The following is a 26,432-nucleotide window of genomic DNA, read 5'->3' as shown; positions in this document are numbered from 1 at the left end:
GTTGAGTTAGTTATCCAGTGATGCGTAGCGTTTCAGCACCTCGTAGGCTTCGGTGATTCCCAGTTCGCCGGCTTTCGAGAGGTCGAGGCAGCCCTTGCGGGTGTCTTTCATAAACAGCTGGATGATGCCGCGGTTGTAGTAGGCCTCGGCGAATGCGGGGTTGAGTGAGATGGCTTTGGTGTAGTCCTCGAACGCCTCGGGCAGGCTGCCCGAGAGGGCCAGCAGGTTGGCGCGGTTGTAGTAGGCGTAGGCGAAGTCGGGGAAGAGCTTCACGGCCTTGTTCAGGTCGGCCACCGCCTCGTCGTAGCTGTACGTGCGTTTCGAATTGTTGTTCAGTCGGTTGGCGGGGTCCGAGTCGATCGTGATCCGCTGGTAGGAGTTGTCGATCGACGAGATGAAGTCGATCATCTCGGCGCGCGTCGTCGAGCGGTTCAGGTAGAGGAACGGGTTCGACGGGTTCAACTCGATGGCCGACGAATAGGTGCTCACCGAATTGGTGTACTGCTTGATGAGCGACTGCGTGACGGCGCGTTCGAAGAGCACGGTCCATGCGGGGTTGCTTGCGTTAAGCTCCTGCACATACTGCTTGTCGAGCATCACCAGCGTGTCGGGCGCGATGTTGCTCTCGCGGCACGAGAGGGTGAGGTATTCGTTGCCGATGCGCTTCTTGAAATCGTCGACGCGTTGCAGGTGATAGGGTTTGGCTGCGGGAACCGAGTCGGGGCGCATGAGCGTGAACTTGAACAGCGGCAGCAGGCGCATCTCCTCGTGTCCGCCGTTGTGGCCCGTGATGCGGTCGAAGCTGCCTCCGGCGAACTTGCTGTCGAACGACAGCAGGCGGTCGAAGCGCTGCGTGGTGTCGGCGTAGATCGAATAGGTGCTGTCGTTCAGGCGCGAACGGTATTCGGCGATTTTCCGCTGGGCGATCGAGCGGTCCTCTTTGGCGCCCTGCGGGTCGCGGAGCAGTTCGCGCAGCCGGCCGCGGTAGATGTAGGCGTTGGCGAAGTCGGGGTATAGCTTGATGGCCGAGGTGTAGTCCTCCACGGCGCGCTCGATCTCGCCCAGCTGGGCGTAGACGCCTGCGCGGTTGTAGTAGACCAGCACGTTGTTGGGCGAGTAGAGCGCCACTTTGTCGTAATCCTCCAGCGCGTGGTTGTAGTCGCCGATCTGCGTGCGCAGCATCGCGCGGTTGAAATAGGTCAGCGAGTTGGTCGAATCGAGCTGGATCACCTTGTCGAAATCGGCCAGCGCCTGCATCGGGCGGTTGGTGGCGTTGTAGACCAGCGCGCGGTTGAAGTAGGAGAGCAGGTAGGCCGAATCGCACTCGATGGCCTTGTTGAAATCCGCCTCGGCCTCCTTGTACTGTTCCTGCTGGAGGTGCAGCCCGCCGCGGCGGTTATAGCCGTTGGGATTCTCGCGGTTGGTGCGTATCGCGGTGTTAAAATTCTCGTAGGCGCGCGTGGTGTCTTTCAGGTGGAGGTAGCTCAATCCCCGGCAGATGAAGGCGTCGGCCACCTTGTTCTCCTGGCGGATGAACTTGTCGAAATCGTCGATGGCCTCCTTGAACTGCTGGTTCAGCAGGCGCGTCACGCCGCGGCTGTAATAGGGGCCAGGCAGGTCGGGGCGCAGCTCGATCGCCTCGCGGAAGTCCTGCAAAGCGTCGTCGTAGTTGCCCAGACGCGAGCGCGTGATGGCGCGGTAGGTGTAGGCCTGCGTGTAGACGGGATTGAGCCGGATGGCCGTCGAGAAATCGTCCTCGGCGCCCAGCAGGTCGTCGAGGTTGTATTTGGCGATGCCGCGCAGGAAGTAGCCTTCGAAAGCGTCCTCGTCGAAGCGCAGCAGGGTGTTCAGCGTGCGGATGGCCTCCTGGTAGTCGTTGTTCATCATGCACGAACGTCCGACCCAGAAAAAATATTCCCGGTTGTACTGTGCGTGGGCTTTCGTGCCGCACAGCAGGGCGGTTCCCAATATGATTCCGGCGATGAGTTTCCGCATGCTGACTGATTTTGCTCTTTAAACGGGCTTTCCGTGCGATTTATTATTCCTGTTCGTATCCGAACCTGCGTAATTGCCGTTCGTTGTTGCGCCAGTCGTCGCTGACCTTGACGAACAACTGGAGGAAAACCTTCTTGCCGAGGAACTGTTCCATGTCTTCGCGCGCCGTCTGTCCGACTCTCTTCAGCTTCTCGCCCTTGTGGCCGATCAGGATGCCCTTCTGCGAGTCGCGGGCCACGTAGATCGTCGCCGCGATGCGGTCGATCGTCGGCTCCTCCTTGTAACTTTCGATCTCGATTTCGCAGCAGTAGGGGATCTCCTTGTCGTAGAATTTGAGGATCTTCTCGCGGATGATCTCCGAGGCGAAGAAGCGCAGCGTCTTGTCCGTGAGCGTATCCTTGGGGTAGAACGCCGGGCCTTCGGGCAGCAGCGAGAGGATGGTCCGGAACAGCCCTTCGATGTTGAAATTCTCCTTGGCCGACGTGGGGACGACCTGCGCCCCGGGGATTTCGGCCTGCCATTTGTCGACCAGCGCTTCGAGCGCTTCGGGCGTCGAGAGGTCGATCTTGTTGATGACCACGACGGTCGGAATGCCGCTCCGGCGGATGCTGTCGACGATTTCGGCCGAGCGTTCGCTCTGCTCCACGGTGTCCGTGACGTAGAGGATCACATCGGCGTCGGTCAGGGCGCCCGTCACGAACTTCATCATCGACTCCTGCAACTTGTACGAGGGCTTCAGGATGCCGGGCGTGTCGGAGTAGACGATCTGGAAATCCTCGCCCGAGACGATGCCCATGATGCGGTGGCGTGTGGTCTGCGCCTTGGAGGTGATGATCGAGAGTTTTTCGCCCACGAGGGCGTTCATCAGCGTCGATTTGCCCACGTTGGGATTGCCGATGATATTTACGAAGCCGGAACGGTGCATTTTTTTTGCTTTATTCGCAGACAAAGGTAGGGATTTATTCGAATTTATCCTATATTTGTTTTACAATATGCTAAAATCGCACTGCCTATGAAAAAATGAGAACTTTTGATTCTTAATGCCGCTACGGCGGCACACGACATATAAAAGCGCATCGGCTTTTCTTCTTACATTCAGAACTTGGACACTTTTGAATCACAGAGAGGAATTAAAGTTGATGCTCGCGCTGTTTTACGGCGCGGGCATTCCTTTCATCTTTCTGTGCAGGCAGTCCAAGGCCTTGAATGTGGATGAACAGAGTTTGTCCGCGTTTTTTGTGTTTTGACATTTGCTCGATGTAAAACTCTAACTCCTTGAATGATGAAACGCTTTAATTTGCTTGTGTATGTTTACCGGGGCATAAACACGCTGGAAGAAAAATTCACCCGGAAGAACCATCCCGATTACAAATCCGACTTGAGTAAGCATGTCCTGATCGTGACGGGTGTATTTATCGGAGCGACATTAATTACCTCGCTGCTGGGGGTGTAGTTATGAGCATGCAGCACGGAAATTTCTCTCCTAATTTGTCGGTCGGCATGGGCATAGGTCTGTTTTTTCTTTCAACGACTCCGTTTCTGTGTTGTGTCGCCTACTGGATCTATTATTTGAAACGGCATTTGTATTTGTTCTCGACGACCGGTCAGAAAATCGGATATGGACTGTTCACTTGTGTGATGCTTGCTATTCTGGGACCGTCTATTTTCCCGCTGCTTATAGCTCTTGTTTTGCTGTCCATTGCCATTTCGATCGCTTTGTTCCTGTTGAGTGTCGTGATGACGATCATTGCCTTGTTTGACGGAGGAGGTTCGAAAAAGAGGCGGTTTTCGCTCGACAATGGCGATGAGGTGACCGAAAAATCGGGATTGTTCGGCGAAAAATATTATGAAGGCCGGAGCGGAAAATCCTATGAAACCAACGATAACGGCAGGACGTTCTCCGAAAAGTAGCATTCCTCACCGGGTTTCACATGACTGCAAAAAGGCTCTCGTTTCCGAGAGCCTTTTTGCAATGAAGTCTTGTAAAATGTAGCCTATCGCCGCATCATTCCGCCCGGCATCTTGGGCATCTTCATGCCGCCGCCGGCCACGGCCTTCATCATCTTGCGCGTGTCGTCGAACTGTTTCATCAGGCGGTTGACGTCGGCCATCGTCGTACCCGAACCTTTGGCGATGCGTTCGCGCCGGCGGGCGTTGATGATCTCGGGATGCTCGCGCTCGGCGGGGGTCATCGACGAGATGATCGCCTCGGTCTGCTTGAACACATCGTCCGGAATGTCCACGTTCTTGAGCATCTTGCCCATGCCGGGGAGCATCGAAGCGAGGTCCTTGAGGTTGCCCATCTTCTTGATCTGCTGAATCTGCGAGATGAAGTCGTTGAAGTTGAACTGGTTTTTGACCAGTTTCTTTTTGAGCTTGCGGGCCTCCTCCTCGTCGAACTGCTCCTGCGCGCGTTCCACGAGCGACACCACGTCGCCCATGCCCAGGATTCGGTCGGCCATGCGCTCGGGGTGGAACACCTGCAAGGCGTCCATCTTCTCGCCGCTCGAAATGAACTTGAGGGGCTTGTTGACCACCGAACGGATCGAAATGGCCGCACCGCCGCGGGTGTCGCCGTCGAGTTTGGTGAGGACCACGCCGTCGAAGTCCAGCCGTTCGTTGAACTCCCGGGCGGTGTTCACGGCGTCCTGACCCGTCATGGCGTCGACGACGAACAGCGTCTCCGAAGGTTTCACGGCGGCCTTGATGGCCGTGATCTCCTGCATCATCGCCTCGTCCACGGCCAGACGGCCCGCGGTGTCGACGATCACCACGTTGTAATTCTTCTGCCGGGCGTACTTGATACCGTTCTCGGCGATCTCGACAGGATTCCTGTTACCCTCCTCGGTGTAGACCTCCACGCCGATCTGTCCGCCGAGCACTTTCAGCTGGTCGATGGCTGCGGGACGGTAAACGTCGCCTGCCACCAGCAGCACCTGGCGGCCCTTCTTCGACTTGAGCAGCGAAGCCAGCTTGCCCGAGAAGGTCGTCTTACCCGAACCTTGCAGACCCGCGATCAGAATCACCGCAGGCGTGCCCTCCAGCCGGATGTCCGTGGCCGTGCCGCCCATCAGTTCGGCCAGCTCGTCGCGGACGATCTTGGTCATCATCTGTCCCGGCTTGACGGCTTTGAGCACGTCCTGGCCCAGGGCTTTCTGCTTCACTTCGTCGGTAAAGGTCTTGGCGACCTTGTAGTTGACGTCGGCGTCGATCAGCGCGCGGCGGATCTCCTTGAGCGTCTCCGCGACGTTGATCTCGGTGATGCGCCCCTCGCCTTTGAGAATTTTGAACGACCGTTCGAGTTTATCTGTTAAATTTTCAAACATGACTTCTGAAATTATCCGAGCGCAAAGATAATCAATAATTCACAAAGCACAATCCGCCGTGGAAATTTTGTTATGCCGTGAAAAATAGTTATGTTTACAACTGAACCTAACCGTCATGCAATGAAGAAATTTCTTTTCCTGCTGCTTGCCGTCACGGCCGGGACCGCTCCGGCGCAAACCCTCGTCTATCCCGGCGAGCACGAAATGCCACCCGTCCCGAAGACCTTCGACAACGAACTGGGCGTGCGCTACGGAGCGCAGCTTTACGTGGGCGACGGGCGGGGACCCGAATTGCAGGCCTTTTCGATCGACTATGCCCGTTATAATTTTTACAATATCGGTTTTCGAACGGGGCTGAACGTCTTCGTCGACGAGGATGCCGAGAACTATTTCTCCGTGCCGCTGCAATTCACCTGGCGGACCGGACGTATCGCCTCGTCCTGGCGCCGGGAGAGCCGGGAGCGGAGCGTGCAGAATAATTACTACAACGGCTCTTATGCAGATCCTTACGGCGCTTATTCCGGCGGAGGGGCGGACGTGGGCAGTACGTTTCTCAACGTGCTGCTTGCGATCCTGCCCTCGGGGTTCGAGGTCCATGCGGGCTTTACCCCGGGGCTGATGTGCGGGCCGTTCACGACCGAAGGCTATTCGACGACCGACCCTTCGTGGCGGCCCTATACCGTCCGGCAGCGTTTCTCCTGTACGTTCGACGCGGGTGCGCGGCTGATCATCCCGATCTGGCGGTTCAACCTCTTCGGCGACTTCACCTATCACTGCTACCTGACCGATAATTTCCGGGCCGGGGAGTTTCGGCCTTCGCGCTCCTATATGGGGCTGGGTGTGGGGCTGTCGTTCAATTTTTAGGAGCAGGATTCCGGAACGGTCCCTCCGTTACCCGGTCCCTCCGTTACCCGGTCCGTCCGTCGCTACCGGAGCAGTCCGGCTTCGTAATAAATCACGATTTGCTCGATCATCCGGTCCTCGCCCTCCCTGTCGTATTCCGACTTGAGGTTCTGACCGAAGATTTTCGAGACGCCCTGCCAGAATCCCGCCACGAAACCGCCGCGGAACTCCTTCAACACCTCGTAGGCGGTGTATTCGGTTTCGCGGTCGATGAGTTTCAGCAGCACGCGGCCCTGCGTGCGGGTCATGTGTTTCAGCACGGGGGTGTATTCGTCCTTGATCTCGTGGTAGATTTGTTTGATATACTCCTTCTGGGCCTTTTTGGTCGGCAGGCGGCACAACTCCTCCTCCATCGTCGCCATCTTGGCCTTGGCGATCTGCGCGATGGGGTAGACCTTTTTCACGGCGTCCACCAGCCGGCGGTAGCGGCGCAGGTCGACCGGGCGGCTGAAGACGTAGACCGGCAGGACGTGGACCAGCGGGATCGAATCGCCCTTCTCGACCGTCCACTCCTGATGCCAGAAGCCACGGCCTCCCTGCGCCTGCGCTTGGGAAAGCGCGGCGGCGAGCAGGGCGATGAGGAGTATCCACTTTTTCAACGGCGGCGAATTTTTTGTACCTTTGCGGCGGAGTCCGGACGAAAACCCGTGCGGTTTTGCATCCGGTTTGCCGGGGTGTCTCCGGCAAAGATAACGATTCACCGCAATAAACGAATTACGAACAGCGAATATTATGCTTGAAAAAGGACTTTCCGCCCGCAGCGCCGCAACCGTCGCCGCCGGCAACACGGCCGCCGCGATGGGTTCGGGCGACCTTGCGGTTTTCGCCACCCCCGCGATGGTGGCGCTGATGGAGAACGCCGCCATGACGGCCGTTGCCGGCGAACTTCCCGAAGGCGCGACCACCGTCGGCTCCGAGATGAACGTCACGCACATCAAGCCGTCGGGACTTGGCGCCGAAATCACCGCCACGGCCGTGCTTGCTGAAGTCGAGGGGCGCAAACTGACCTTCAACGTCGGGGCCCGCGACGCCGAGGGGCTGATCGGCGAGGGCATCCATGTCCGCTACATCGTCGACCGGGAAAAATTCATGGCCAAGGTAAAGTAACGGAAAAGCTCCGGATCTTCTGCGTCTGCGAAAAGACGTACAGCTTGATTTGTAGTTATTTATGCCGGATCGAAGGATTGGGCTCTGTGTTTGGACAGGGCTCGATCCTTTTCGTTTGTGTACAATTCTGTTCAAGTCGCCCGATGCCTGTAAATTTCTGTGCTTATACTACTTAATCTTGCTGAATTATTGGCGGTTGAATTTGCATAATTGATTTTTTTCGTTATTTTTGCCCTACATCCATTACAACTACATATTGTAATTATCCGTAAGACTCTCGCGAACCTGCCTTCAATGTTTCATCCTTAAACTTCAAACTATGAAAACTCGCATTTTGACTTTGACAGCAGCCCTGCTTCTACTGGGTGGGTTTGTCGCATGCAACGACTCGGAAGAATCCGAATATATCGGCACTCCTCCCGTCACAGCCTCCGCGGACGTATCGGCTTTTTTCAAGACCTATCTGCCTTCGAGTTCCAGTTCGCATCCCGAGCCGGAATTCAATTTCAGCGAGATCGATGATCGCGACATCGAATGTTTTGTGATCAACAGCATGGAAGAGTTCGAGGCCGTTGCACCTCCTTCGGTCGAGCTGCCAGTAATCGACTTTGACAAATATACCCTTATTATTGGACAGCATTGGATGGGGCATCCCGGATACTCTTTCGAGAAGCAGGCCGTCGATACCGAATCCGATAAGATGACATTGAATTTGGTGTATAAGCAACTGAAGGGTGGTACTCCGGCGATTATGACTATTTTTTATTTCTGGGGACTATACGACAAACTTCCCGAAAAAACGCTTACTGTCAACAAAATCATAATTTAGATATTCTTAATATCATGAAAAAGCTGCTTTCTCTTATCATTGCAGTCATAACATTTTATGGTTGCCAGGATGACATTTTGTCAGAGGAATATCAAGAAAACGTTCCCGCGACCCGTGCGTCTGTGGGTTCGTCTGATTATTATTATTTGGTGTGACGGTGTGAAAATCCCACTAACGGTCAACGAGAACAAGTCGTATGTTTTGGTTGAAACCGCAAAAATTGAAAGTGTTCGCAAATCGGCCGTAAATATCCGTGGGGGAAATACCAGAACTATTGATAACTATGCTGCGCTGGGCATAAGATCGTCAAAAGAGTTCCGCATGCAAAAAAGTCTTACGTCGTTTACGCTGGATAACGCCCAACAAAAATCGATTAATCCGCAGGATGTAGTGTATGAGGCTCCCTATTTTAAAACAAGCGATGGAGCCGATCTCGGCATAATGAATGTATTCAGCGTACAACTGACAGGAGAGCAAGACCTTGCCAAACTTCAAAAAATCGCGGAAGAGTATAATCTGGAGATATTGGGAGAAAACAAATTCGACCCGAGTATCTATTATCTTTCGTGTACAAAGGAGTCGAAAGGGAATGCGCTCGAAATGGCGAATTTTATGTATGAATCGGGCGCGTTTGAGTATGCAACACCCGAGTTTATCGTTGAGTCGATGCCCGACGCCGCTCCGAACGATACCTATTTCAGCTATCAATGGAATCTGAAAAACGTCTCTTATCCGGGGATCGATATCAATTATGTGAACGCAAGGAATGCCTTTGCTTTTCCATATATCAACGATATTATCGTTGCGGTTGTCGATAACGGTGTTTAATAACCATGATGATTTACATTTGTATAATGTCAGTTACAACGCTCACACGGGAGGAATTCCAAGTGGGCTATACGGAGATCACGGCACAAAGGTTGCCGGTGTTATCGGAGCCACGGCTAATAATGGCAAAGGCATTGCAGGCGTTGCATCCGGAGTGAAAATCATGCCCATCAGTATTTGTTATACTGATAACGAGCTTGGCATAGCTGCCTCCACCACGACCAATTTTGCGAATGCAATTCGGTTTGCCGCAAATAATGGTGCGCGCGTAATTAATAATTCATGGTCATTTGATACATCTTCTCCAATATCCGAAATCAATAATGCTATAACATATGCTCATGGTAAAGGATGCATCGTTGTTTTTTCATCGGGCAATAAAGGCAGTGCTGTATCACAGCCGGCAGCGGGAGCACCTTCTGCAACGTTAGTAGTAGGTGCAATAGATCGGAATGGGTACAAATCGGATTTCTCCGGTTATGGTTCTTCATTGGATGTTGTCGCTCCCGGGCGTGAAATCTGGACAACAGATGTGACCGGTGGATATACTTGTGTGTCGGGCACATCTTTTGCTGCTCCCCATGTTTCCGGCATCGTGGCTTTGATATGGGCAACGGATCCCGATCTTTCGGTATGGCGGGTACGCAATATTATCGAACAAACTACCCGAAAGATCGGCGGCAACACTTATGGTGTCGATCCGCTTCGATTGAACGGATTATGGAACCAATTTGTGGGTTATGGTCTGGTAAATGCCTATGCAGCTGTATCAGCGGTTTCGAGGCCCGCTCCCACCGCTCCAAACATCGGGACTTCATTGTCGGAGGTGGAACCCGGCGATCTTTCGATGATGGGTTTGGGGTATGATAAATGGAATATAGCGTATTTGGCCCGTGGAGAAGGGCAAGCAACGTGTTCTATTGAAAATTACGATTCTTCTGTCACTTATGTATGGAGCAGCACCCTGCCTCCGTACACGGGTGAGGGCTTCACATTTACCGTTGATTTTGCGTCGGATACCGATGAACCCGTACTTCACGATATCGAATGTCGGGTGTTGAAAAATGGTCTATCCACATCTTCCGGGGTACATCTGGCATTGATTCCGCAAGGGTACTCTTACTAAATTGATATTGGAGTTCCTGACTTACAAACTGCTGATAATTTGGCTGTAAATCAGAGGTTGGATAAAAATATTTTATCCAACCTCTGATTATACTGTTATGGGGCAAACCCGTGATCGGCAATATTCTGGGCGCACGACGCATCCGGAACTTTTCGGTCAAAGCCCGATCAGGACGTGTTCGAGCCAGATCACCGCGATGCCCGCCAGATAGCCGGACAGGGCCAGCAGCGAGATGCGTTTGAGGTACCAGCCGAAATTGATCTTTTCGAGTCCCATCGCCACGACGCCGGCCGCCGAGCCGATGATCAGCAGACTGCCGCCCACGCCGGCGCAGTAGGTCAGCAGGTGCCAGAACAGCCCGTCCGCCACGAAACTCTGTGCGAAAGCCGGGTCGGCGCTCGCCGCAGCCGTTGCGACGTCGGCCACCGGGTACATGCCCATGCAGGCCGCCACCAGCGGCACGTTGTCGACCACCGACGAGAGGATGCCGATGGCGCCCGCGATGGTGAACACTTCGTGGACATTCTTGTCCAGCCAGTCGGCCATGTCGGTCAGCACGCCGCCGGTCTGCAACGCGCCCACGGCCATCAGGATGCCGAGGAAAAAGAGAATCGTCGGCATGTCGATGTGCTTGAGGACTTTGGATACGCGCGGCTGGATCGACTCCTCCATGTTGCGGATGCTGCGTTTGCGGTCGTAGATGATTTCAGTCAGAATCCACATGAATCCCAGCGACACCATCATGCCCATGTAGGGCGGCAGTCCGGTGAGGCTCTTGAACACCGGCACGAACAGCAGACTTACGACGCCCACGATAAGGATGAATAGCCGCAGGCGCGGACCGATGCATTCGGGGCATCCCGATGCGAGGGCCTTGGCGCTGACCGCGGCGGCGGGGCGGTCGGCGACGTAGCGGCTGGCGATGGCCGCAGGGATCACGACCGACACGAGGCACGGCAGGAAGAGGTTGGCGATCAGGTTGGCGGCCGTGACGTTGCCGCGCATCCACAGCATGATGGTCGTCACGTCGCCGATGGGCGACCAGGCGCCGCCGCTGTTCGCGGCGATGACGATCACGCTGGCGAAAATCCACCGTTCCTTCTTGTTGGCGATCAACCGCCGCAGCAGCATGACCATGATGATCGTGGTGGTCATGTTGTCCAGTGCGGCCGACATGAAGAAGGTGATGATCGCCAGCAGCCACATCAGTTTGCGCTTGTTGCGCGTGGTGATGTGGTCGGTGATGACGTTGAAGCCGCCGTAGCTGTCGATCAGGTCCACGATGGTCATGGCCCCGATCAGGAAGACCAGGATTTCGCACGTGTCGCCCAGCTGGTCCACCAGCTCGTGCTGAATGTGCGGGTCGTTGCCCAGGAGGCTGAACACGGTCCAGATCGCTCCGGCCATCAGCAGGGCGACGGCCGATTTGTCGATCCTGGTTTTGTGCTCCAGCGCGATGAACAGATAGCCCACCACGAAGAGCAGAATCATTGTCGGAATCATATCGTTTGCGTTTATTTACAGGGTAACTGAAGCAAAGATACGAAAAATCCGGCAGAGGTCCGGTTTTGTCCCTGCCAATTTTGCATCCGGGGGTTGGTTTTTGCGATTTTTTGTTTATCTTTGCAGTCGCTTTCGAGCGAATGTTTGAGCTGTGGTGTAATGGTAACACAGCAGATTTTGGTTCTGTCGTTCTGGGTTCGAATCCCGGCAGCTCAACACGAAAAGGCGGTCATGCGACCGCCTTTTTCGTGCATACGTTTGTTTAGCGGATCTTGCGGTGTGAGATGAGCGCGGCGATCCACAGCAGGATGACCGAGCCGATGACGGCCGTCGCCAGACTGCCCAGCGTGCCGACGGGAACCCATCCGAAGAGCGAAAAGAGCCAGCCGCCCAGTACGCCTCCGATAAGCCCGACGATCAGGTTGACGAAGAGTCCCGAACCTCCTCCCTTGACGATCAGGTTGGCGATCCATCCGGCGGCCAGTCCGATCAGCAGATACCATAGAAAATACATAGTCTTGCATTTTGGAACGCTTTTCGGAGTGCAAAATCCGTACCCGGCCGGGCCGGGGCGTTTTATAAAGCCTTTTTCAGCGCTTTTGCCAGCTGATCGGGACACGACGTGCCGCGGCCCCGGCAGTCGATGCCTTCGAGCCGGGCGACGGCTTCCGCGGCCGTCATCCCGCGCACGAGCGCCGCGATTCCCTGCTGGTTGCCGTGGCAGCCGCCCGTGAAGGAGACGCTTCGAACGACGCCGTTTTCGAGTTCGACGTCGATTTGCCGGGAGCAGGTTCCCTGGCAGACGTGTGTTATTTTCTGTGTCATGGAGTTACGATTTTCCGGTTTGCGGGGGCGAAGATACGAAATTCGGAGCCTTTCACAAAATGTTGAAAACTTCCTGCTCCGGAATTTTGAAAGTCGGGGAATAATGGAGACTTTTGTGACTCGCAAAGGTATCCTTCGTCCCGCCGGGGCGGAGGATAAGAGGGAATCGGGTGCGAATCCCGGACAGTTCCCGCTGCTGTATGCACTTCAATGCCGCAGGCGAATCGTCGAGCCACTGTCCCGCGGGGGACGGGAAGGCCGCCTGCGGGTCGGTGCGAGTCAGAAGACCTGCCTTTGCGCATGCAATGTCGGCCCTGCGGGGAAACGGGGCCTGTTGTGAAACGTATATACTCATATTACAATGGATTACACGCAGATTTCCATCATCAAACGTGATGGTAAAACCGAGCCTTTTTCTCTGGATAAAATCGTCCGCGCCATCACGAAGGCCTTTCGCGCGGGCGGCATAACGGACGAGGGGCAGGCCGTCGAGCAGATCGCATCCGACGTGGCGGCGGCAATTACGAAGGCCGAGATTTCGGTCGAGGAGATTCAGGACATGGTCGAGGAGCGGCTGATGAAACGCAACCCCTCGATCGCCAAACGTTATATCATCTACCGCGAGTGGCGCAACGTCGAACGCGACCGCCGCTCGTCGATCAAGAGCGTCATGGACGGCATCGTGACCGTCGAGAAGAACGACATCAACCTTTCGAACGCCAACATGTCGTCGCACACGCCCGCGGGGCAGATGATGACCTTCGCCTCGGAGATCACCAAGGACTACGCCCTGAAATATCTGGTGGGCGTGCGCCACGGCCGCGCCCACCGCGACGGGGACATCCACATTCACGACCTGGACTACTATCCCACCAAGACCACGACGTGCATTCAGTACGATCTGGGTGACATCTACGAACGGGGATTCTCGACGAAGAACGGCTCGGTGCGCACGCCGCAGTCGATCCAGAGCTACGCCACGCTGGCCACGATCGTCTTCCAGACCAACCAGAACGAGCAGCACGGCGGGCAGTCGATCCCGGCGTTCGACCATTTCATGGCTCCGGGCGTGCTGAAAACCTTCCGCCGTCACCTGACCGACATGACGCTGTTCCTGTGCGGCGTGCGGGGCGGCGTGACGCTGGAGCGCGCCGAGCTGAAGGCCCTGGTCGCCGAACACGTGCCGACGATCGAACCCTGCGAGACGGCGGTGGGGCGTCTGTTCGCCGCCCTGCGCCAGTCGGGCGTGGAGGTCGCCGACGAGGACATCCGACGCATCTGGCGGCAGGCATACGACACGACGCGCCGCGAGACCCATCAGGCGATGGAGGGATTCATCCATAACCTCAATACGATGCACTCGCGCGGCGGCAACCAGGTGGTGTTCAGCTCGGTGAACTACGGCACGGACTTTTCGCCCGAGGGCCGCATGGTCATCCGCGAACTGCTTTCCGCCACGATCGAGGGGCTGGGGCACGGCGAAGTGCCGGTCTTCCCGATCCAGATTTTCAAGGTCAAGGAGGGCGTTTCGTGGTCCGAAGAGGACTATGCCGCAGCGGTGAAGGACTTCGACAAGGCACTGGCTGGGGAGATCAAGTTCAAAACTCCGAACTTCGACCTGCTGATCGAGGCGTGCCGCACCACGTCGGTGGCGCTGTTCCCCAACTTCATGTTTCTCGACGCACCGTTCAACCGCCACGAGAAGTGGCGCATCGACGACCCCGACCGCTTCCGCTACGAGGTGGCGACGATGGGGTGCCGTACGCGCGTCTTCGAGAATCTGCACGGCGAAAAGTCGTCGTGGGGGCGCGGCAACCTCTCCTTCACGTCGATGAACCTGCCGCGGCTGGCCATCGAGGCGATGCGCGAGGCCGGGGACATGATTCCCGACGGCAACAAACACGCGATCCGCAAGGAGGCGCGCGAAATTTTCCTCGAATCGGTGCGCAAGACCGCCACGATGATGGCCGAGCAGCTCTACGAACGTTACTGCTTCCAGCGCACGGCCCTCGCGCGGCAGTTCCCGTTTATGATGTCGAACGATGTCTGGAAGGGCGGCGGCCGGTTGCAGCCCAACGACGAGGTGGGCGACGTGCTCAAGCACGGCACGCTGGGCATCGGCTTCATCGGCGGACACAACGCGATGGTGGCGATTTACGGCGAAGGCCATGCGACCTCGAAGGAGGCGTGGCAGACGCTCTACGACGCCGTGACGGTGATGAACCGCGTGGTCGAGGAGTACAAGGCCAAATACGGGCTGAACTATTCGGTGCTGGCGACCCCGGCCGAGGGATTGAGCGGACGCTTCACGCGCATGGACCGCAAGCGTTATGGGGAGATTCCGGGCGTCACCGACCGCGACTACTACGTCAACTCGTTCCACGTCGACGTGCGCGAGCCGGTTTCCATCGTCGAGAAAATCCGCCTCGAAGCGCCGTTCCACGCCATCACGCGCGGCGGGCATATCACCTACGTCGAACTCGACGGCGAGGCCCGGAAGAATCCCGTGGCGATCCTCAAGATCGTCAAGGTGATGCAGGACGAGGGGATCGGCTACGGCTCGATCAACCATCCGATCGACACCTGCCGCAAGTGCGGCCACCGCGGGGTGATCTACTCGAAATGTCCCGTCTGCGGTTCGGACGACATCCTGCGCATGCGCCGCATCACGGGTTACCTGACAGGCAGCCTCGAATCGTGGAACTCGGCCAAGCAGGCCGAGGAGCGCGATCGGGTAAAGCACCGGTAATTTCGATTCTCACCGGCATCTTTTGCACTTCCCTTGCGGGGCGAAACAGTTACATACGTTCGTATGCTCCTGCTTCGCCCCACTTCACGAAGCCCGAAAACCGCTCTGCGATAATCGAAATTGGCGGCCCCCTGTCCGCCCGCCTAAAATCAAAATTCACCCGGCGGAAGAATCCCTTTTTGCCGCCGTCTCCGGTCGCGTGCGGCAAGTCCCCGCCTAAAGTTTAGAGGTGGGTCAGATTTGTAAACACGGCGTTCCGCCGTGAATCGCGACCGACGGAGTTGTATTCATGTTATGAAAACGCAATGGAATTATTAAGAATCATCGGCATCTATCCCGAAACCATCTCCGACGGTTACGGGTTGCGCTATGCGATCTATTTCGCGGGGTGCGCGCACCGTTGTCCCGGCTGCCACAACCCCGAGAGCCACGATCCCCGGCGGGGCGAGCCGCTGACCGTGGAGCGTGCCGAAACTATCTGCGCCGCAATCGCCGCGAATCCGATTCTCGACGGGGTGACGCTCAGCGGCGGCGATCCGCTGTTGCAGCCCGAAGCCATGGCAGCCTTTCTGCGGCTGGTGAAGGAGCGCACGGGGCAGAACGTCTGGTGCTATACGGGCTATACGCTCGAAGAGTGTCTCGCCGACCCGGCCCGCCGGGAGTGCCTTCGGTGGATCGACACGCTGGTCGACGGACGCTACGTCGAGGCGCTGCGCGATCTGTCGCTCGATTTCCGGGGGAGTTCCAACCAGCGGATCATCGACGTCGGGGCCTTGCACCTGTTCGGATAGGTGTGTGAAAAAAGAGCTGCAAATCCTTGCAGCTCTTTTTTATGCGCGGGTTATCTCTACTGACGCTGGAGGTCCGAATTGTCGGCTACGACCATGTTTTTGTCGATGCGCAGCGTCACATTGCCGTCGACCTCGATCAGCAGGGTGGTCTCCTTGATCTCCTTCACGACGCCGTAGATGCCGCCGGCGGTGATGACTTTGTCTCCTTTTTTCAGACCGTTGCGGAACTCCTGCATCTGTTTGCGGCGCTTGGCCTCGGGACGCCACATGAACAACCAGAGAACCAGCACCATGAGGCCGATCATAATAATGAAACTGTACTGCTGCATGAATCTCGGTTGAGGCTCTATGGGGACCGTCTGAAGAAAATTAATCATAATTGTATTCGTTTTAAGTGTTTATTCCATTGAACGAAGCAAAGGTACAAATTATTGCCGAATAAACAAGGATTTATTTTATGTCCGCTTCCACGAACAGCCGCAGGGGCCGCTGCCCTCCCGCCAGCGTGATGTCCAGCGCCTTGAGTTGCCAGCCCCGTTCGCCGCGCGAATCGAAGGTGAGCGTCACCTGCCGTGCGTCGCCCGGTGCAATCGGTTGTGCGTCAAATTCGAGCGTCGTGCATCCGCAGCTGCGCCGGTAGGAGGCGACGGCCACGGGACGGCTCGCGTCGTTGGCCAGCCAGAGGCGCAGCACGGCGATTTCGCCGGACCCGAGGCGTCCGAAACGCACGGTGTCCGTGCCTCCCGTGGTGAGAATCGAATCCGTTAGCGAGATAATCCGGCCCTTGCGTTCGACCGCACGGGGAGATGTGCCGCAGCCAACGGCGAGTGCCGCCAGGGCGAGGATCGCGAGCATGCGGGTCATGGCCGGCAGGGGTCAGATCAGGCCGCGCCCGGCCTTTTTGATGCGTCCTTCCGCGGTCAGCGACTCGACGATCTTGTCCAGCACGCCGTTGATGAAGGTGCTGCTGCCCGGGGTGGAGTAGTATTTCGAAATTTCGATCCACTCGTCGAGCGTCACCTTGACGGGAACCGACGGGAACGAAGTCAGCTCAGCCATCGCCGTGCCGATGATCAGGTTGTCCATGAAGACGATGCGCTCCACGTCCCAGTTGGCCGTGAACTTCTCGATGTAGTCCTGGAAGGCGGAGTAGTTGACCAGCGACTTTTCGAACAGCGTCTTGACGAATTCGGGGTCCTCGCTGCTTTTGAACTTCGCGGGAACCTTCAGTTCGGTGTGCGAGACGCGCAGGTTCGAAAGCGTGCGCAGGACCATGATCACGATGTAGGGAAGGTCGTCGGTCCAGAGGATCGACATCTCCTCCAGCACGTCGTCCAGCGCCTCGCAGCTCTGCAACTCCTTGAAGAAGTCCTCGAGCAGCTTTTTGTCGTCGTCGAACGAGCGCTCCTCGCGCTGCATGTAGTCCTTGTAGTAGTCGCTCTCGGTCAACTGCGCGTAGAGCGTGCGGATCAGTTCGGGATAGCGTTCCCATCCCAGTTTGCGGGCCGCCACGTGATCGTTCACCGCGTCGCTGTTGGCGATGGTGCGGATCACGGCGTTGTCCACGAACTTGGTGTTGGGATTGAGGTCTTCAAATGTCGGCAGTTTCTTCTGTTTGGCCAGCTCCTGACGCTGTTCGGCGTAACGCGCGATCTCCACGGGGAGGATCAGTATCTGGAAATAGAGGTCATAGGCCTTGTCGACGGACGCCATCAGCGTTTTTTCCGACGCCATCATGTTATCCGCGCCCGATTTGAGATGGGCGAACAGCGCCTTGACGACCTTTATACGGAGTAATCTTCTGCTCAACATTTTTTTAGAACGATTTTTAACGGCCGCAAAAATACAACTAAAAATCAAGAATAAAAAATTAAGCCGGGAGAATTCTTTCTCCGGGCGATTTCCGCGCGGCCGTCGCGGCGGATTCCGGCGTATCCGAAAAAACGGGAGGCGCGATGGCCTCCCGATGCTGCAACTACTTTTCCCGGATCGACTTTTTCTTGCCTACATGACTTTGATAGACACAATAAACGATTCCGGCCACGAGCAGGACAAGGATGCAATAGCCGGTGCTTCGGGCGCTGGCTTTGAGCATGCTTTCGAGAGACATTTCCGGATAGAGAAGCGCGAAGACACAAAGGAAATAGATGAAGCAGGCGCCCATGTTTCGCAAGGTGAGGAACCGGGAAATACTCAAATCGTCGTCTTTCGTCTCTTTTGCATCGGGAACCGGACACGTATCGGGACGTTTATCCGGACCCTTTCTGATTCGGTTCCAAAAATAGACGGCCGAAAAGATCACGATGCTTACGATCGTATAAATGATGATGCACCGCACGAGGCGTCCCGGAGAGCAATCTTTTCCGGGTGTGGGCAGAAACGCTATAATCATCAGAACGACGTAGAAATTAGCCAATCCTTTGAGAAACACTTTCAGCTCGGTTTTGTTCATGGCAGATTCATTTTAAATTCCCTCTTCGGCCTCGCCTCCGAAATAATAGCAATGGCGTTTTATATTGGTCTTAATTTAGGACATTGGATTTTGAAATAAAAGAGGCGAACGGATAAATAGAAAAAAATATACTGAATTGCGAAAGAAATATACTCTGCCGACCGCCTGCGGGGCTCTTTGCATCCTGATTTTTAATTTTTAATTCTTAATTCCAATCAGCAGTTGAACTGCTGTGATTTATAAGTTTAACTGAGGTCATTTAAGCCTCGGAATTAGTTGTAAATATTTGAAAATCAAGGGATGAAAATACTTGCAAAATCCTTGGAAATCAGTAACTTAAAGTAAAAAAAATACCCCTATTTTTTGCTTGTTATGATTCCCAAGGACAAAGAGTATAGACTAATAAAAATCTATATGTATATCTGCGATATGTACGAACAAAGCCTCAAATACCATTGCCAAAGATACAGCAATAATTCGAAACCGTTGTTCTCCGACGAGGAAATCCTCACGATTTATTTCTTTGTCGGTCATGAGCAGAAGTACACCCTCATCAAGGATATTCACAACTTCGCTAAAGAGTACTTGCGCGACTGGTTCCCGAACCTGGTGTCCTATCAGACATTCAATTACCGTCTCAACAGGATGGCCGGTGCTGTTAGGGAACTGTCCTCGCAGTTATTAAGGATGTTCAGGCCTTCTGACTGTCAGGATGATACCGTGATTGTTGACTCGATGCCGATAATCACATGCTGCGGAAGAAACCGTACAGGCAAGGTCGCCAGAGATATCGCAGACAAAGGATACTGTTCCACCAAGAACCTGTACTATCATGGACTAAAGCTTCACATGGTAGGATATCGCAGGAAAGGGCATCTTCCTCATCCGTGCCAGATAGCGCTCTCTCCTGCCTCCGAGAATGACCTGAAGGTCTTCCAGAGCGAATGCATGCCGGATCTTTTCAACAAGAAGATCTTCGCTGACAAGATATACCGAAGCAATGACTACTGGGAGCAGGAAAGACGCGATAAGGCCAATGAGTTCTACGCTCCCGTCAAGTCAATCAAAGGGGCTCCTGAAGAAGAGAAGCAGAGAAACAAGGCCGCTGATGACATTTATTCTCAAGCCGTTTCATCTGTCAGGGAACCCATTGAAGCGCTATTCAGTTGGCTGAACGAAAAAACAAATATTCAAAGAGCTTCAAAGTGCCGCTCTACTTGCGGACTGCTAATTCATACGATGGGAAAGGTAGCCATCGCATTTTTATATCTTATTTTCAACTACTGATTCAAATTCTTAATTTTTAATTTGCTTTTGCCTATCTTTGCACCCGTATGGAACAATTGGAAGAAAAACAGCCTTTCGACGTGATCGTCATCGGGGCGGGCGCTGCGGGCATGATGGCTGCGGGCACGGCGGCGCGCAGCGGCAGGCGCGTGCTGCTGATCGAAAAGATGGAGAAGTCGGGCCGCAAGGTCCGCATCACCGGCAAGGGACGATGCAACGTCACCAACGCGCGTCCGGCCGAGGAATTCGCCGATCAGGTGCGCACCAACGCCGAATTTTTCAAGGTCGCGTTCTCGGAGTTCAACAACCGGGCGGCGATCAAGTTTTTCGAACGCGCAGGCGTGAAACTCGACATCGAACGCGGCGACCGGGTCTTTCCGCAGAGCGGCAAGGCGTGGGACATCGTCAACGCCCTGCTGGAGTTCTGCGTCGAAAACGGCGTCAAGATCATCTACAATACGCGTGTTACGGAGATTCTGACCCTCGGGGACCGGGTCTTCGGTGTGAAATACATCAACAGGCGCGGTTTCGAACGCAAGGAGGAGTGCGCGCAGGTGATCCTCGCCACGGGCGGCGTCTCCTATCCCGCGACCGGATCGACGGGCGACGGCTATGCCTTCGCCGCCGACCTGGGTCATACGATCGAGCCGCTGCGTCCGTCGCTGACGCCGCTCTTGTCGTCGCACGCCCAGATGAGATACCTCGACAAGGTGCTGCTGCGCAACGTGCGCGCGACGCTCTATGTCGATAACGAACCCGTGCGCGAGGAGTTCGGCGAGATCGGATTTTCCGACCGCGGCATCGAGGGCGCCGTGGCGCTGCGCATGAGCCGCGACGCGGTGGACGCCCTGATCGAAGAGAAGCGCGTGAAGCTGGTCCTCGACCTGAAACCCGCGCTCACGGAGGAGGTGCTGCACGAACGCATCGCCCGTGAAATCGCCGAGCTGCAACCCAACGAGTTCTTCGGCGAACTGCTGCGCAAGCTGGTTCCCAAGCCGCTGGTGATGCCGCTGGCGCAGGAGGTGGACATCCGTGCGAACTGTTACGTCGGCAAAATCACCGAGGAACAGATCACGCGTCTGGTGCGTACGCTCAAGGGACTGACTTTCCCGATCACGGACTATGCGCCGTTCGAATACGCCGTGGTGACGGCCGGCGGCGTGCGCTGTGACGAAGTGAATCCCTATACGATGGAGTCGCTGAAAGTCAAAGGGTTGTATTTTGCCGGCGAGGTGCTCGACATCGACGCCAATACGGGCGGTTACAACCTTCAGATCGCCTTTTCGACGGGCCGCCTGGCCGGGTCGCTGAAAAAATAGACGTTATGAAGATCGTCGGCCATCCCATTTCTTTCCGGTTGCCCGGGCGGGTTTCCGAACTGCGCAACCGGCTCTCACGCGTCCGTTATTTCCGCGGTCACGGAGTCCATTCGCCGTTCGTCTACGACATTGTGCGCAGCGTCTTCATGCGCGACGACCTGCTGCCGGGCCGCCGGGACCTGTACGAAGCCCTGCTCACGGCGGGCGTTTCCCGCCGTCGGGCGGTGCAGTTGCAGAATCTGATGATTCATTGCGGCTATACGACCTTTGGCCTGAATCGTGCGGATGCTGAATTCTGCGTCGCCACGTGCGGCCTGCCGCGCCCTGCGACGCTCGCGCTGGTGCGTGCGGCGGCCGAAGCGGGGCATACCGTGGCGCTGATGTCGCCCTACGACGGCTGCGAACGGCAGGCGCTGTGCGGGCAGATTATCGCGGGACACGCTTCGACGACGGTGGATAACCGCGGTTACCTGTTGATTTTCAACAACCATTTGCCGAAACAACATTTCAGGATATGAAGGTATACACGAAAACGGGCGACAAGGGAATGACCTCGCTGATCGGCGGCGAGCGGGTCTTCAAGACCGACGAACGGGTCGAGGCTTACGGTACGGTCGACGAACTGGCTGCTTTCACGGCTCTGCTGGCCGACAACATGCGCGGCGACGCTGCGTTGGCGTCGTCGGTCGGCGACCTGAACCGCATTCTTTCGCGGCTGATGTCGGTCGAGGCGCTGCTGGCCACGGGGCAGTCGGGGAGCGACAAGGTCGCTCCGCTGGACCCGGAGACCGTTGCATGGCTCGAAGGGCGCATCGACGCCATGCAGGAGGTTCTGAAACCGATTGATAAATTCACGATTCCGGGCGGAAACGCTGTGGTGTCGATGTGCCACGTGTGCCGCACCGTCTGCCGGCGCGCCGAACGCGCCGCGCTCCGTGCCGACGCCAGATACGGCGTCGACTCCACGGCGCTGGTCTGGCTGAACCGGCTTTCGGACTATTTCTACCTGCTGGGACGCACCCTCACGGCCCATTATGCCGTCGACGAGGTCCTGTGGATTCCTTGACCTGGCCGGGTATGTAAAATGCGAAGCGGCACATTCCGGGAATCGTGCCGCTTCGCATTGATATTATTTTGAGGCCGCCGGCCTCAAAATCGCTTTTTAGTATTCCTCCTCGTTGAAGAAGAAATCGTCCTTGGAGGGGTAGTCGGGCCAGATGTCTTCGATAGATTCGTAGATTTCACCCTCGTCTTCTATCTCCTGCAGGTTTTCGAGCACTTCGAGCGGCGCACCCGAACGTACTGCATAGTCGATGAGTTCATCTTTCGTTGCGGGCCAGGGGGCATCTTCGAGTTTCGATGCCAGTTCAAGCGTCCAATACATAGTCACAATATTTTTAAGTTCCCAATTGTCAACGGATTATTTGTCCTCAAGGGGTGTTAACCCGTTATGGCTGATTTGCAAAAGTATAAAAAAAACGAGAAAAACAAAGAAAAATCGGCAAAACATCGTGCGTGTGTTATTATATGGTTGGTAACCAATGTTTTGAACGGTGGAAAAAACTCGGCTGCAAATTGCGGCGAAAGGGTTTTGCCTCCTCCGGCGGGCGGCGTTCCGTGGAATATGCCGCCGTCGTTTTTTTGCGGAGTTCGTTTTTTATCGTATTTTTGTTATGATTCGAAATAATACGACTTATTTTAAAAACGAAAACCCCGACTCCATGATCCGCATCAGCCGCTTTTTCCTGCCGTTTCTCTGTTGTCTGACGGCGCCTGCCCTCGCCGGTACGCAAACCCGCTGGGAGGTGGTTCCCGACAGCACGGCCATCGTGTGGAATGTCCGCGAGGGCGATTCGCACCGGGACCATATCGAAATGAGCGGATTGCGGATTTCCGCCGTCCTGCGCTACGGTGTCGGCGCCGACGGCAGTTTCCGGTTCGAACGCAGTATCGTGTGGCCGATGCTGCGCACCATCCCGAACAATACGCACGGTTCGCTGATGCGGCGTTTCGTGTGGGACGTTCCCCGGATGCTTTCGGTCAATGAGAATTGCCTTCAGCAGGAGAAGGTCCGCCGGATCGTGCTCGACGGCACGATGACCGTCGAGAGCGACTGGACGGCGGTCAAAGGCTCGCTTTCGCTGACGCGTGTCCTTTTCCCGTCGGTCGACGAGGCTGCCTTCTGCGAAAAATACATCCTGAAGAATACGGGCGAGAAGCCGCTTTACGTTGAGATTCCCCGGGCGCGTTCGGTGATCCGGACAGCTCCGGCAAAGGGCGTGGAGGGCAGTTACGAACTGGTGGCCGAGATCTGCGGCGACACGGCGCTGATGCTCGCTCCGCGGGCCGAGGTCGCTTTCGGGGCCTTTTTCAGCGGCCGCCGGTCCGGGGACGAAGCCTTGGCGCTGAACGCCGACGCGGAGTGCGCCAAACGCCGTGCGCTGGTGGCCGAATGGCAGCGCAATCTGGTGCTGGACACCCCCGATCCCGTGATCGACGCCATGTTCGCCTTTGCGAAAATCCGCGCTGCGGAGAGCATCTACGACACCAAGGGCGGCCTGATGCACGGTCCCGGCGGCGAGCGTTTCTATGCCGCGATCTGGGCCAACGACCAGGCCGAGTACATCAACCCGTTCTTCCCTTTCCTGGGCTACGACCGGGGCAACCGCTCGGCGCTCTGCTCGTTCGGCTATTTCGCTCGCTACATGAATCCCGACTACCGGCCGATTCCCAGTTCGATCATAGCCGAAGGAACCGACATCTGGAACGGCGCGGGCGACCGCGGCGATGCAGCCATGATCGCCTACGGTGCGGCGCGTTATGCGCTGGCGCGCGGCGATGCCGCCGAAGCGGCCGAAGTGTGGCCGTTGGTGGAGTGGTGTCTGGAGTACTGCCGCCGCCGGCTGACCGGCGACGGTGTGGTGGCCTCCGATTCGGACGAACTGGAAGGCCGCTTCCCGGCCGGGGACGCCAACCTGTGCACCTCGTCGCTTTATTACGACGCGCTGCTCTCGGCCGCAATGCTGGGCCGCGAACTGCATAAGCCCGCCCGGCAGCTGGCCGCCTACGAACGTCAGGCCGCCGCGCTGCGGAAAAACATCGACCGCCATTTCGGGGGCATGGTCGAGGGCTTCGACACCTATCGTTATTATACGGGCAACGACCGTCTGCGTGCGTGGATCTGCATTCCGCTGACCGTCGGCATCGACGAACGGAAGGAGGCGACCGTCGAGGCGCTCTTTTCGCCGAAACTGTGGACCGAAAACGGTCTGCTGACCCGGTCGGGCGACAAGACCTTCTGGGACCGGTCGACGCTCTACGCCCTGCGCGGGGTCTACGCCTCGGGCGAGACCGAGAAGGCCACCGGCTATTTGTCCTATTATTCCGGGGTGCGCCTGCTGGGCGACCATGTTCCCTACGCCATCGAGGCGTGGCCCGAAGGTTCCCAGCGTCATCTTTCGGCCGAGAGCGGTCTTTACTGCCGCATCCTGACCGAAGGGGTGTTCGGAATCCGTCCGACGGGGTTCCGGTCGTTTACCCTGACGCCGCGCCTGCCCGCGGCGTGGGACCGCATGAACCTGCGCAACGTGCGCGCCTTCGGCTCGGCGTTCGACATCGAGGTGCGCCGTGCGGCGAAGGGGATGGAGGTCGCCGTGACGCAGGACGGGCGGGAGGTCGTCCGCAAGAGGCTCCGCGCGGGGCAGAGCCTCGGGGTGACGCTGAAATAGAAAAAGAGAGGGAGGTTTTCGAAAACCTCCCTCGTTTATTTCACCGCGATGTAGAACAGGTCGAAACAACCGTCTCCCACCGGTTCGATGCGGTAGTCGTCCATGCGGATCGAGGTCGTCAGCCCGGTGTTTTCCCGGAGGAGCTTGCGGCGGTTCATGCGGTTGAGGATGTCGTAGGGGATTTGCAGCATCCAGCGCGGCAGGCGGTGCTGGAGGTCGAGAATGTCGAAGCGCGTGATGCGTTCGACGCCGCGGCGGTTTTCCGCATAGTAGTCCATCACCTTTTCGTTGCCGAAGACCCCGAGGGTTTCGATCTCCGAAAACCGTGCGGCGAGCAGCCTGCGGAGTTGTTCGGCCGTGTATTCGCGCACGTGCCACGGGTTGCGGGTGAGCGACATCGGGGCGTTGGGGGTCGTCACGATGAACCGTCCCCCGGGGCGCAGTACCCGGTGTATTTCGCGCACGAACTCCGCATCGCGTTTGATATGCTCGATCACCTGGAACGAGATCACGCAGTCGAAACTTCGGTCGGGGAAGTCCAGCGGCGGGACCACTGCCTGCCGGAACTCGACGTTGGGGCGGTCGAGCAGTTCCGGCGCCGGGGCGTGCTTGTCGACGGTGACGAACCGCCGCGCCCGGGGCACGGCTACCTCGATGCCGTAGCCGGCTCCGGTTCCGATTTCGAGCACGTCGCCTGCGATGCGCGCCGAAGCGGCGTGGTAGGCCAGCAGCGAGCGCTGGAAAACGAAATTGTCCGAGGCTTCCGCCGAAACGCGCTCCGCGGTGTTAATCTTCGCCATGTTTCCGGATTTTGATGCCTTTTTCGCCGGCTTCGACCGCGCCGCGCTTGAGGAGCATGCCCAGCGAGCGTTTGAAAACCTTTTTGCTCGTTCCCGTGAGGCGCGTCACCTCCTCGGGGGCGCTGTCGTCGTTCAGGGGCAGGAATCCGCCGTTGTCGCGGACCAGCTGGAGCAGCACCTCCGCCGAGTCCTTCACCTGTGCGAATCCCGTCTGCTGGAGGCTCACGTCGATGCGGTTGTCCTCGGTGATACGCCTGACGTAGCCTTTCAGCCGGTCGCCGACGGCCACGGGACGGAAGATCTGGTTGCGGTAGATCATGCCCCAGTGGCGGTTGTTGACGATCACGCGGAAGCCGATTTCGCTCTCCGAGGCCACCAGCAGCGAGACCTCCTCGCGGGGTTTCACCGTGATCAGGTCGTTGTTTATGAAACTCTTGAGTTTGGTCGTGGCCACGCAGCGGCCCGTGATGTTGTCTTCGTAGAGGTAGACGATGTAGCTGTGTCCGGCCAGGATGCCGCCCTGCTGGTTGCGGTTGGGGAGGAACAGGTCCTTGCCGTGCAGTCCCCAGTCGAGGAAAGCCCCGTGGGCCGTCTTGTCCACCACGCGCAGATAGCCCGCTTCGCCTTCGCGCAGCAGCGGCGTTTCGGTCGTCGCCACGAGGCGGTCCTCCGAGTCGTGGTAGAGGAAGACCTCTTTCCGGTCGCCGACCTTGTCCGTCAGCGAAGTGTAGCGGTTGGGGAGCAGCACTTCGTTCTGCTCCTCGTCGGCGAGGTATAGGCCGTATTCCGATACGCGGCTTACGGTGAGGGTTTGTATGCGTCCTGCTTTCAACATGGTTTTTCCGGTATATACGCTGCAAAAGT

At 56.8% G+C, this 26,432-nt stretch carries 29 protein-coding genes, 1 tRNA gene and 1 riboswitch; of the genes, 17 read left to right on the top strand and 13 right to left on the bottom strand.

Features of this window, described 5'->3' with window-relative positions:
- Positions 1-6: 6 nt before the first annotated feature.
- Both NQ492_RS00395 and era read right to left on the bottom strand, forming a co-directional pair.
- Positions 7-1,995: a tetratricopeptide repeat protein gene (locus NQ492_RS00395; protein WP_015547793.1), complete on the bottom strand. Its 1,989-nt coding sequence runs from the start codon at positions 1,993-1,995 to the stop codon at positions 7-9.
- Between the two features lie 43 nt (positions 1,996-2,038).
- Positions 2,039-2,920, bottom strand: a complete 882-nt coding sequence (era, locus tag NQ492_RS00390; RefSeq protein WP_015547792.1) for a GTPase Era — start codon at positions 2,918-2,920, stop codon at positions 2,039-2,041.
- Between the two features lie 357 nt (positions 2,921-3,277).
- On the opposite strand from era, the gene NQ492_RS00385 reads away from it, so the two are divergent.
- On the top strand, positions 3,278-3,448 hold the full coding sequence (locus NQ492_RS00385; RefSeq protein ID WP_229108317.1) for a hypothetical protein: 171 nt from the start codon (positions 3,278-3,280) through the stop codon (positions 3,446-3,448).
- Between the two features lie 47 nt (positions 3,449-3,495).
- Positions 3,496-3,906, top strand: a complete 411-nt coding sequence (locus NQ492_RS00380; protein ID WP_138266124.1) for a hypothetical protein — start codon at positions 3,496-3,498, stop codon at positions 3,904-3,906.
- Between the two features lie 83 nt (positions 3,907-3,989).
- Here NQ492_RS00380 and ffh read toward each other — a convergent pair whose 3' ends face one another.
- On the bottom strand, positions 3,990-5,321 hold the full coding sequence (ffh, locus tag NQ492_RS00375; RefSeq protein ID WP_015547789.1) for a signal recognition particle protein: 1,332 nt from the start codon (positions 5,319-5,321) through the stop codon (positions 3,990-3,992).
- Positions 5,322-5,441: 120 nt separating this feature from the next.
- Here ffh and NQ492_RS00370 point away from each other — a divergent pair, with 120 nt between their 5' ends.
- Positions 5,442-6,185 carry a hypothetical protein gene (locus NQ492_RS00370; RefSeq protein ID WP_015547788.1) on the top strand — a complete coding sequence of 248 codons (744 nt, stop codon included), beginning with the start codon at positions 5,442-5,444 and terminating at the stop codon, positions 6,183-6,185.
- A 62-nt stretch (positions 6,186-6,247) separates the two neighbouring features.
- Here the strand turns inward: NQ492_RS00370 and NQ492_RS00365 are convergent, their stop codons facing one another.
- Complete coding sequence (locus NQ492_RS00365; protein WP_022062544.1) at positions 6,248-6,823, bottom strand: DUF4294 domain-containing protein; 576 nt, start codon at positions 6,821-6,823, stop codon at positions 6,248-6,250.
- A 133-nt stretch (positions 6,824-6,956) separates the two neighbouring features.
- Between NQ492_RS00365 and NQ492_RS00360 the strand changes: the two genes are divergently transcribed.
- The 4 genes from NQ492_RS00360 to NQ492_RS00345 all read left to right on the top strand — a co-directional run bounded on the left by NQ492_RS00360 (position 6,957) and on the right by NQ492_RS00345 (position 10,114).
- A complete protein-coding gene (locus tag NQ492_RS00360) occupies positions 6,957-7,331 on the top strand; it encodes a thioesterase family protein (protein ID WP_015547787.1) in 375 nt (124 codons plus the stop codon).
- 319 nt (positions 7,332-7,650) lie between these two features.
- Complete coding sequence (locus NQ492_RS00355) at positions 7,651-8,160, top strand: hypothetical protein (protein ID WP_015547786.1); 510 nt, start codon at positions 7,651-7,653, stop codon at positions 8,158-8,160.
- Positions 8,161-8,217: 57 nt separating this feature from the next.
- Entirely contained in the window at positions 8,218-8,988 is a 771-nt protein-coding gene (locus tag NQ492_RS00350) for a hypothetical protein (protein WP_015547785.1), read from the top strand.
- Complete coding sequence (locus NQ492_RS00345; protein WP_161989166.1) at positions 8,981-10,114, top strand: S8 family peptidase; 1,134 nt, start codon at positions 8,981-8,983, stop codon at positions 10,112-10,114. The genes NQ492_RS00350 and NQ492_RS00345 overlap by 8 nt, the downstream gene beginning before the upstream one ends.
- Before the next feature lie 156 nt (positions 10,115-10,270).
- Here the strand turns inward: NQ492_RS00345 and nhaD are convergent, their stop codons facing one another.
- Complete coding sequence (nhaD, locus tag NQ492_RS00340) at positions 10,271-11,617, bottom strand: sodium:proton antiporter NhaD (RefSeq protein ID WP_015547783.1); 1,347 nt, start codon at positions 11,615-11,617, stop codon at positions 10,271-10,273.
- Between the two features lie 145 nt (positions 11,618-11,762).
- Here nhaD and NQ492_RS00335 point away from each other — a divergent pair.
- Positions 11,763-11,833: transfer RNA gene (locus NQ492_RS00335), tRNA-Gln, on the top strand.
- A 46-nt stretch (positions 11,834-11,879) separates the two neighbouring features.
- Here the strand turns inward: NQ492_RS00335 and NQ492_RS00330 are convergent.
- The gene (locus NQ492_RS00330; RefSeq protein WP_015547782.1) at positions 11,880-12,131 is read right to left on the bottom strand and encodes a GlsB/YeaQ/YmgE family stress response membrane protein; all 252 of its coding nucleotides are present in this window, start codon (positions 12,129-12,131) and stop codon (positions 11,880-11,882) included.
- A 62-nt stretch (positions 12,132-12,193) separates the two neighbouring features.
- Complete coding sequence (locus NQ492_RS00325; RefSeq protein WP_015547781.1) at positions 12,194-12,442, bottom strand: TIGR03905 family TSCPD domain-containing protein; 249 nt, start codon at positions 12,440-12,442, stop codon at positions 12,194-12,196.
- Between the two features lie 109 nt (positions 12,443-12,551).
- A riboswitch (cobalamin riboswitch) is annotated at positions 12,552-12,752 on the top strand.
- A gap of 51 nt (positions 12,753-12,803) precedes the next feature.
- Between NQ492_RS00325 and NQ492_RS00320 the strand changes: the two genes are divergently transcribed.
- Positions 12,804-15,191 carry an anaerobic ribonucleoside triphosphate reductase gene (locus NQ492_RS00320; protein WP_015547780.1) on the top strand — a complete coding sequence of 796 codons (2,388 nt, stop codon included), beginning with the start codon at positions 12,804-12,806 and terminating at the stop codon, positions 15,189-15,191.
- 305 nt (positions 15,192-15,496) lie between these two features.
- Positions 15,497-15,982 carry an anaerobic ribonucleoside-triphosphate reductase activating protein gene (gene nrdG / locus NQ492_RS00315; RefSeq protein ID WP_015547779.1) on the top strand — a complete coding sequence of 162 codons (486 nt, stop codon included), beginning with the start codon at positions 15,497-15,499 and terminating at the stop codon, positions 15,980-15,982.
- Positions 15,983-16,038: 56 nt separating this feature from the next.
- Here nrdG and yajC read toward each other — a convergent pair whose 3' ends face one another.
- The 3 genes from yajC to NQ492_RS00300 all read right to left on the bottom strand — a co-directional run bounded on the left by yajC (position 16,039) and on the right by NQ492_RS00300 (position 17,794).
- Positions 16,039-16,359 carry a preprotein translocase subunit YajC gene (gene yajC / locus NQ492_RS00310; RefSeq protein WP_050794787.1) on the bottom strand — a complete coding sequence of 107 codons (321 nt, stop codon included), beginning with the start codon at positions 16,357-16,359 and terminating at the stop codon, positions 16,039-16,041.
- Between the two features lie 73 nt (positions 16,360-16,432).
- The gene (locus NQ492_RS00305; RefSeq protein WP_015547777.1) at positions 16,433-16,846 is read right to left on the bottom strand and encodes a DUF1573 domain-containing protein; all 414 of its coding nucleotides are present in this window, start codon (positions 16,844-16,846) and stop codon (positions 16,433-16,435) included.
- A gap of 12 nt (positions 16,847-16,858) precedes the next feature.
- Positions 16,859-17,794, bottom strand: a complete 936-nt coding sequence (locus NQ492_RS00300; protein WP_015547776.1) for a transcription antitermination protein NusB — start codon at positions 17,792-17,794, stop codon at positions 16,859-16,861.
- 154 nt (positions 17,795-17,948) lie between these two features.
- Here NQ492_RS00300 and NQ492_RS00295 point away from each other — a divergent pair, with 154 nt between their 5' ends.
- The 5 genes from NQ492_RS00295 to NQ492_RS00275 all read left to right on the top strand — a co-directional run bounded on the left by NQ492_RS00295 (position 17,949) and on the right by NQ492_RS00275 (position 22,106).
- Complete coding sequence (locus NQ492_RS00295) at positions 17,949-18,533, top strand: hypothetical protein (protein ID WP_157359497.1); 585 nt, start codon at positions 17,949-17,951, stop codon at positions 18,531-18,533.
- Between the two features lie 273 nt (positions 18,534-18,806).
- Positions 18,807-19,721, top strand: coding sequence for a transposase (locus tag NQ492_RS00290; RefSeq protein WP_259872901.1), 915 nt, complete (start codon positions 18,807-18,809; stop codon positions 19,719-19,721).
- Between the two features lie 47 nt (positions 19,722-19,768).
- Positions 19,769-21,040: a BaiN/RdsA family NAD(P)/FAD-dependent oxidoreductase gene (locus NQ492_RS00285; RefSeq protein WP_015547774.1), complete on the top strand. Its 1,272-nt coding sequence runs from the start codon at positions 19,769-19,771 to the stop codon at positions 21,038-21,040.
- Positions 21,041-21,045: 5 nt separating this feature from the next.
- Complete coding sequence (locus NQ492_RS00280; RefSeq protein WP_015547773.1) at positions 21,046-21,558, top strand: hypothetical protein; 513 nt, start codon at positions 21,046-21,048, stop codon at positions 21,556-21,558.
- Positions 21,555-22,106 (top strand): cob(I)yrinic acid a,c-diamide adenosyltransferase, encoded by a 552-nt coding sequence (locus tag NQ492_RS00275; protein ID WP_015547772.1) that lies wholly within the window; start codon positions 21,555-21,557, stop codon positions 22,104-22,106. Before NQ492_RS00280 ends, NQ492_RS00275 begins: the two co-directional genes overlap by 4 nt.
- A gap of 96 nt (positions 22,107-22,202) precedes the next feature.
- Here the strand turns inward: NQ492_RS00275 and NQ492_RS00270 are convergent, their stop codons facing one another.
- Positions 22,203-22,424 (bottom strand): DUF2795 domain-containing protein, encoded by a 222-nt coding sequence (locus NQ492_RS00270; protein WP_009597992.1) that lies wholly within the window; start codon positions 22,422-22,424, stop codon positions 22,203-22,205.
- A 66-nt stretch (positions 22,425-22,490) separates the two neighbouring features.
- On the opposite strand from NQ492_RS00270, the gene NQ492_RS00265 reads away from it, so the two are divergent.
- Both NQ492_RS00265 and NQ492_RS00260 read left to right on the top strand, forming a co-directional pair.
- Positions 22,491-22,727 carry a hypothetical protein gene (locus tag NQ492_RS00265; protein ID WP_157359496.1) on the top strand — a complete coding sequence of 79 codons (237 nt, stop codon included), beginning with the start codon at positions 22,491-22,493 and terminating at the stop codon, positions 22,725-22,727.
- A gap of 34 nt (positions 22,728-22,761) precedes the next feature.
- Complete coding sequence (locus NQ492_RS00260) at positions 22,762-24,768, top strand: hypothetical protein (protein WP_050794786.1); 2,007 nt, start codon at positions 22,762-22,764, stop codon at positions 24,766-24,768.
- 35 nt (positions 24,769-24,803) lie between these two features.
- Here NQ492_RS00260 and NQ492_RS00255 read toward each other — a convergent pair whose 3' ends face one another.
- Both NQ492_RS00255 and NQ492_RS00250 read right to left on the bottom strand, forming a co-directional pair.
- Positions 24,804-25,568, bottom strand: coding sequence for a class I SAM-dependent methyltransferase (locus NQ492_RS00255; protein ID WP_044054562.1), 765 nt, complete (start codon positions 25,566-25,568; stop codon positions 24,804-24,806).
- A complete protein-coding gene (locus tag NQ492_RS00250) occupies positions 25,555-26,403 on the bottom strand; it encodes a CvfB family protein (protein ID WP_022062465.1) in 849 nt (282 codons plus the stop codon). The genes NQ492_RS00255 and NQ492_RS00250 overlap by 14 nt, the downstream gene beginning before the upstream one ends.
- Between the last annotated feature and the right edge of the window lie 29 nt (positions 26,404-26,432).

Origin of the sequence: Alistipes shahii WAL 8301 (assembly GCF_025145845.1) — a bacterium.
GTDB lineage: Bacteria > Bacteroidota > Bacteroidia > Bacteroidales > Rikenellaceae > Alistipes > Alistipes shahii.
The sequence above is the reverse complement of the archived record's forward strand: the minus strand, read 5'-3'. Positions and strand labels throughout refer to the sequence as shown.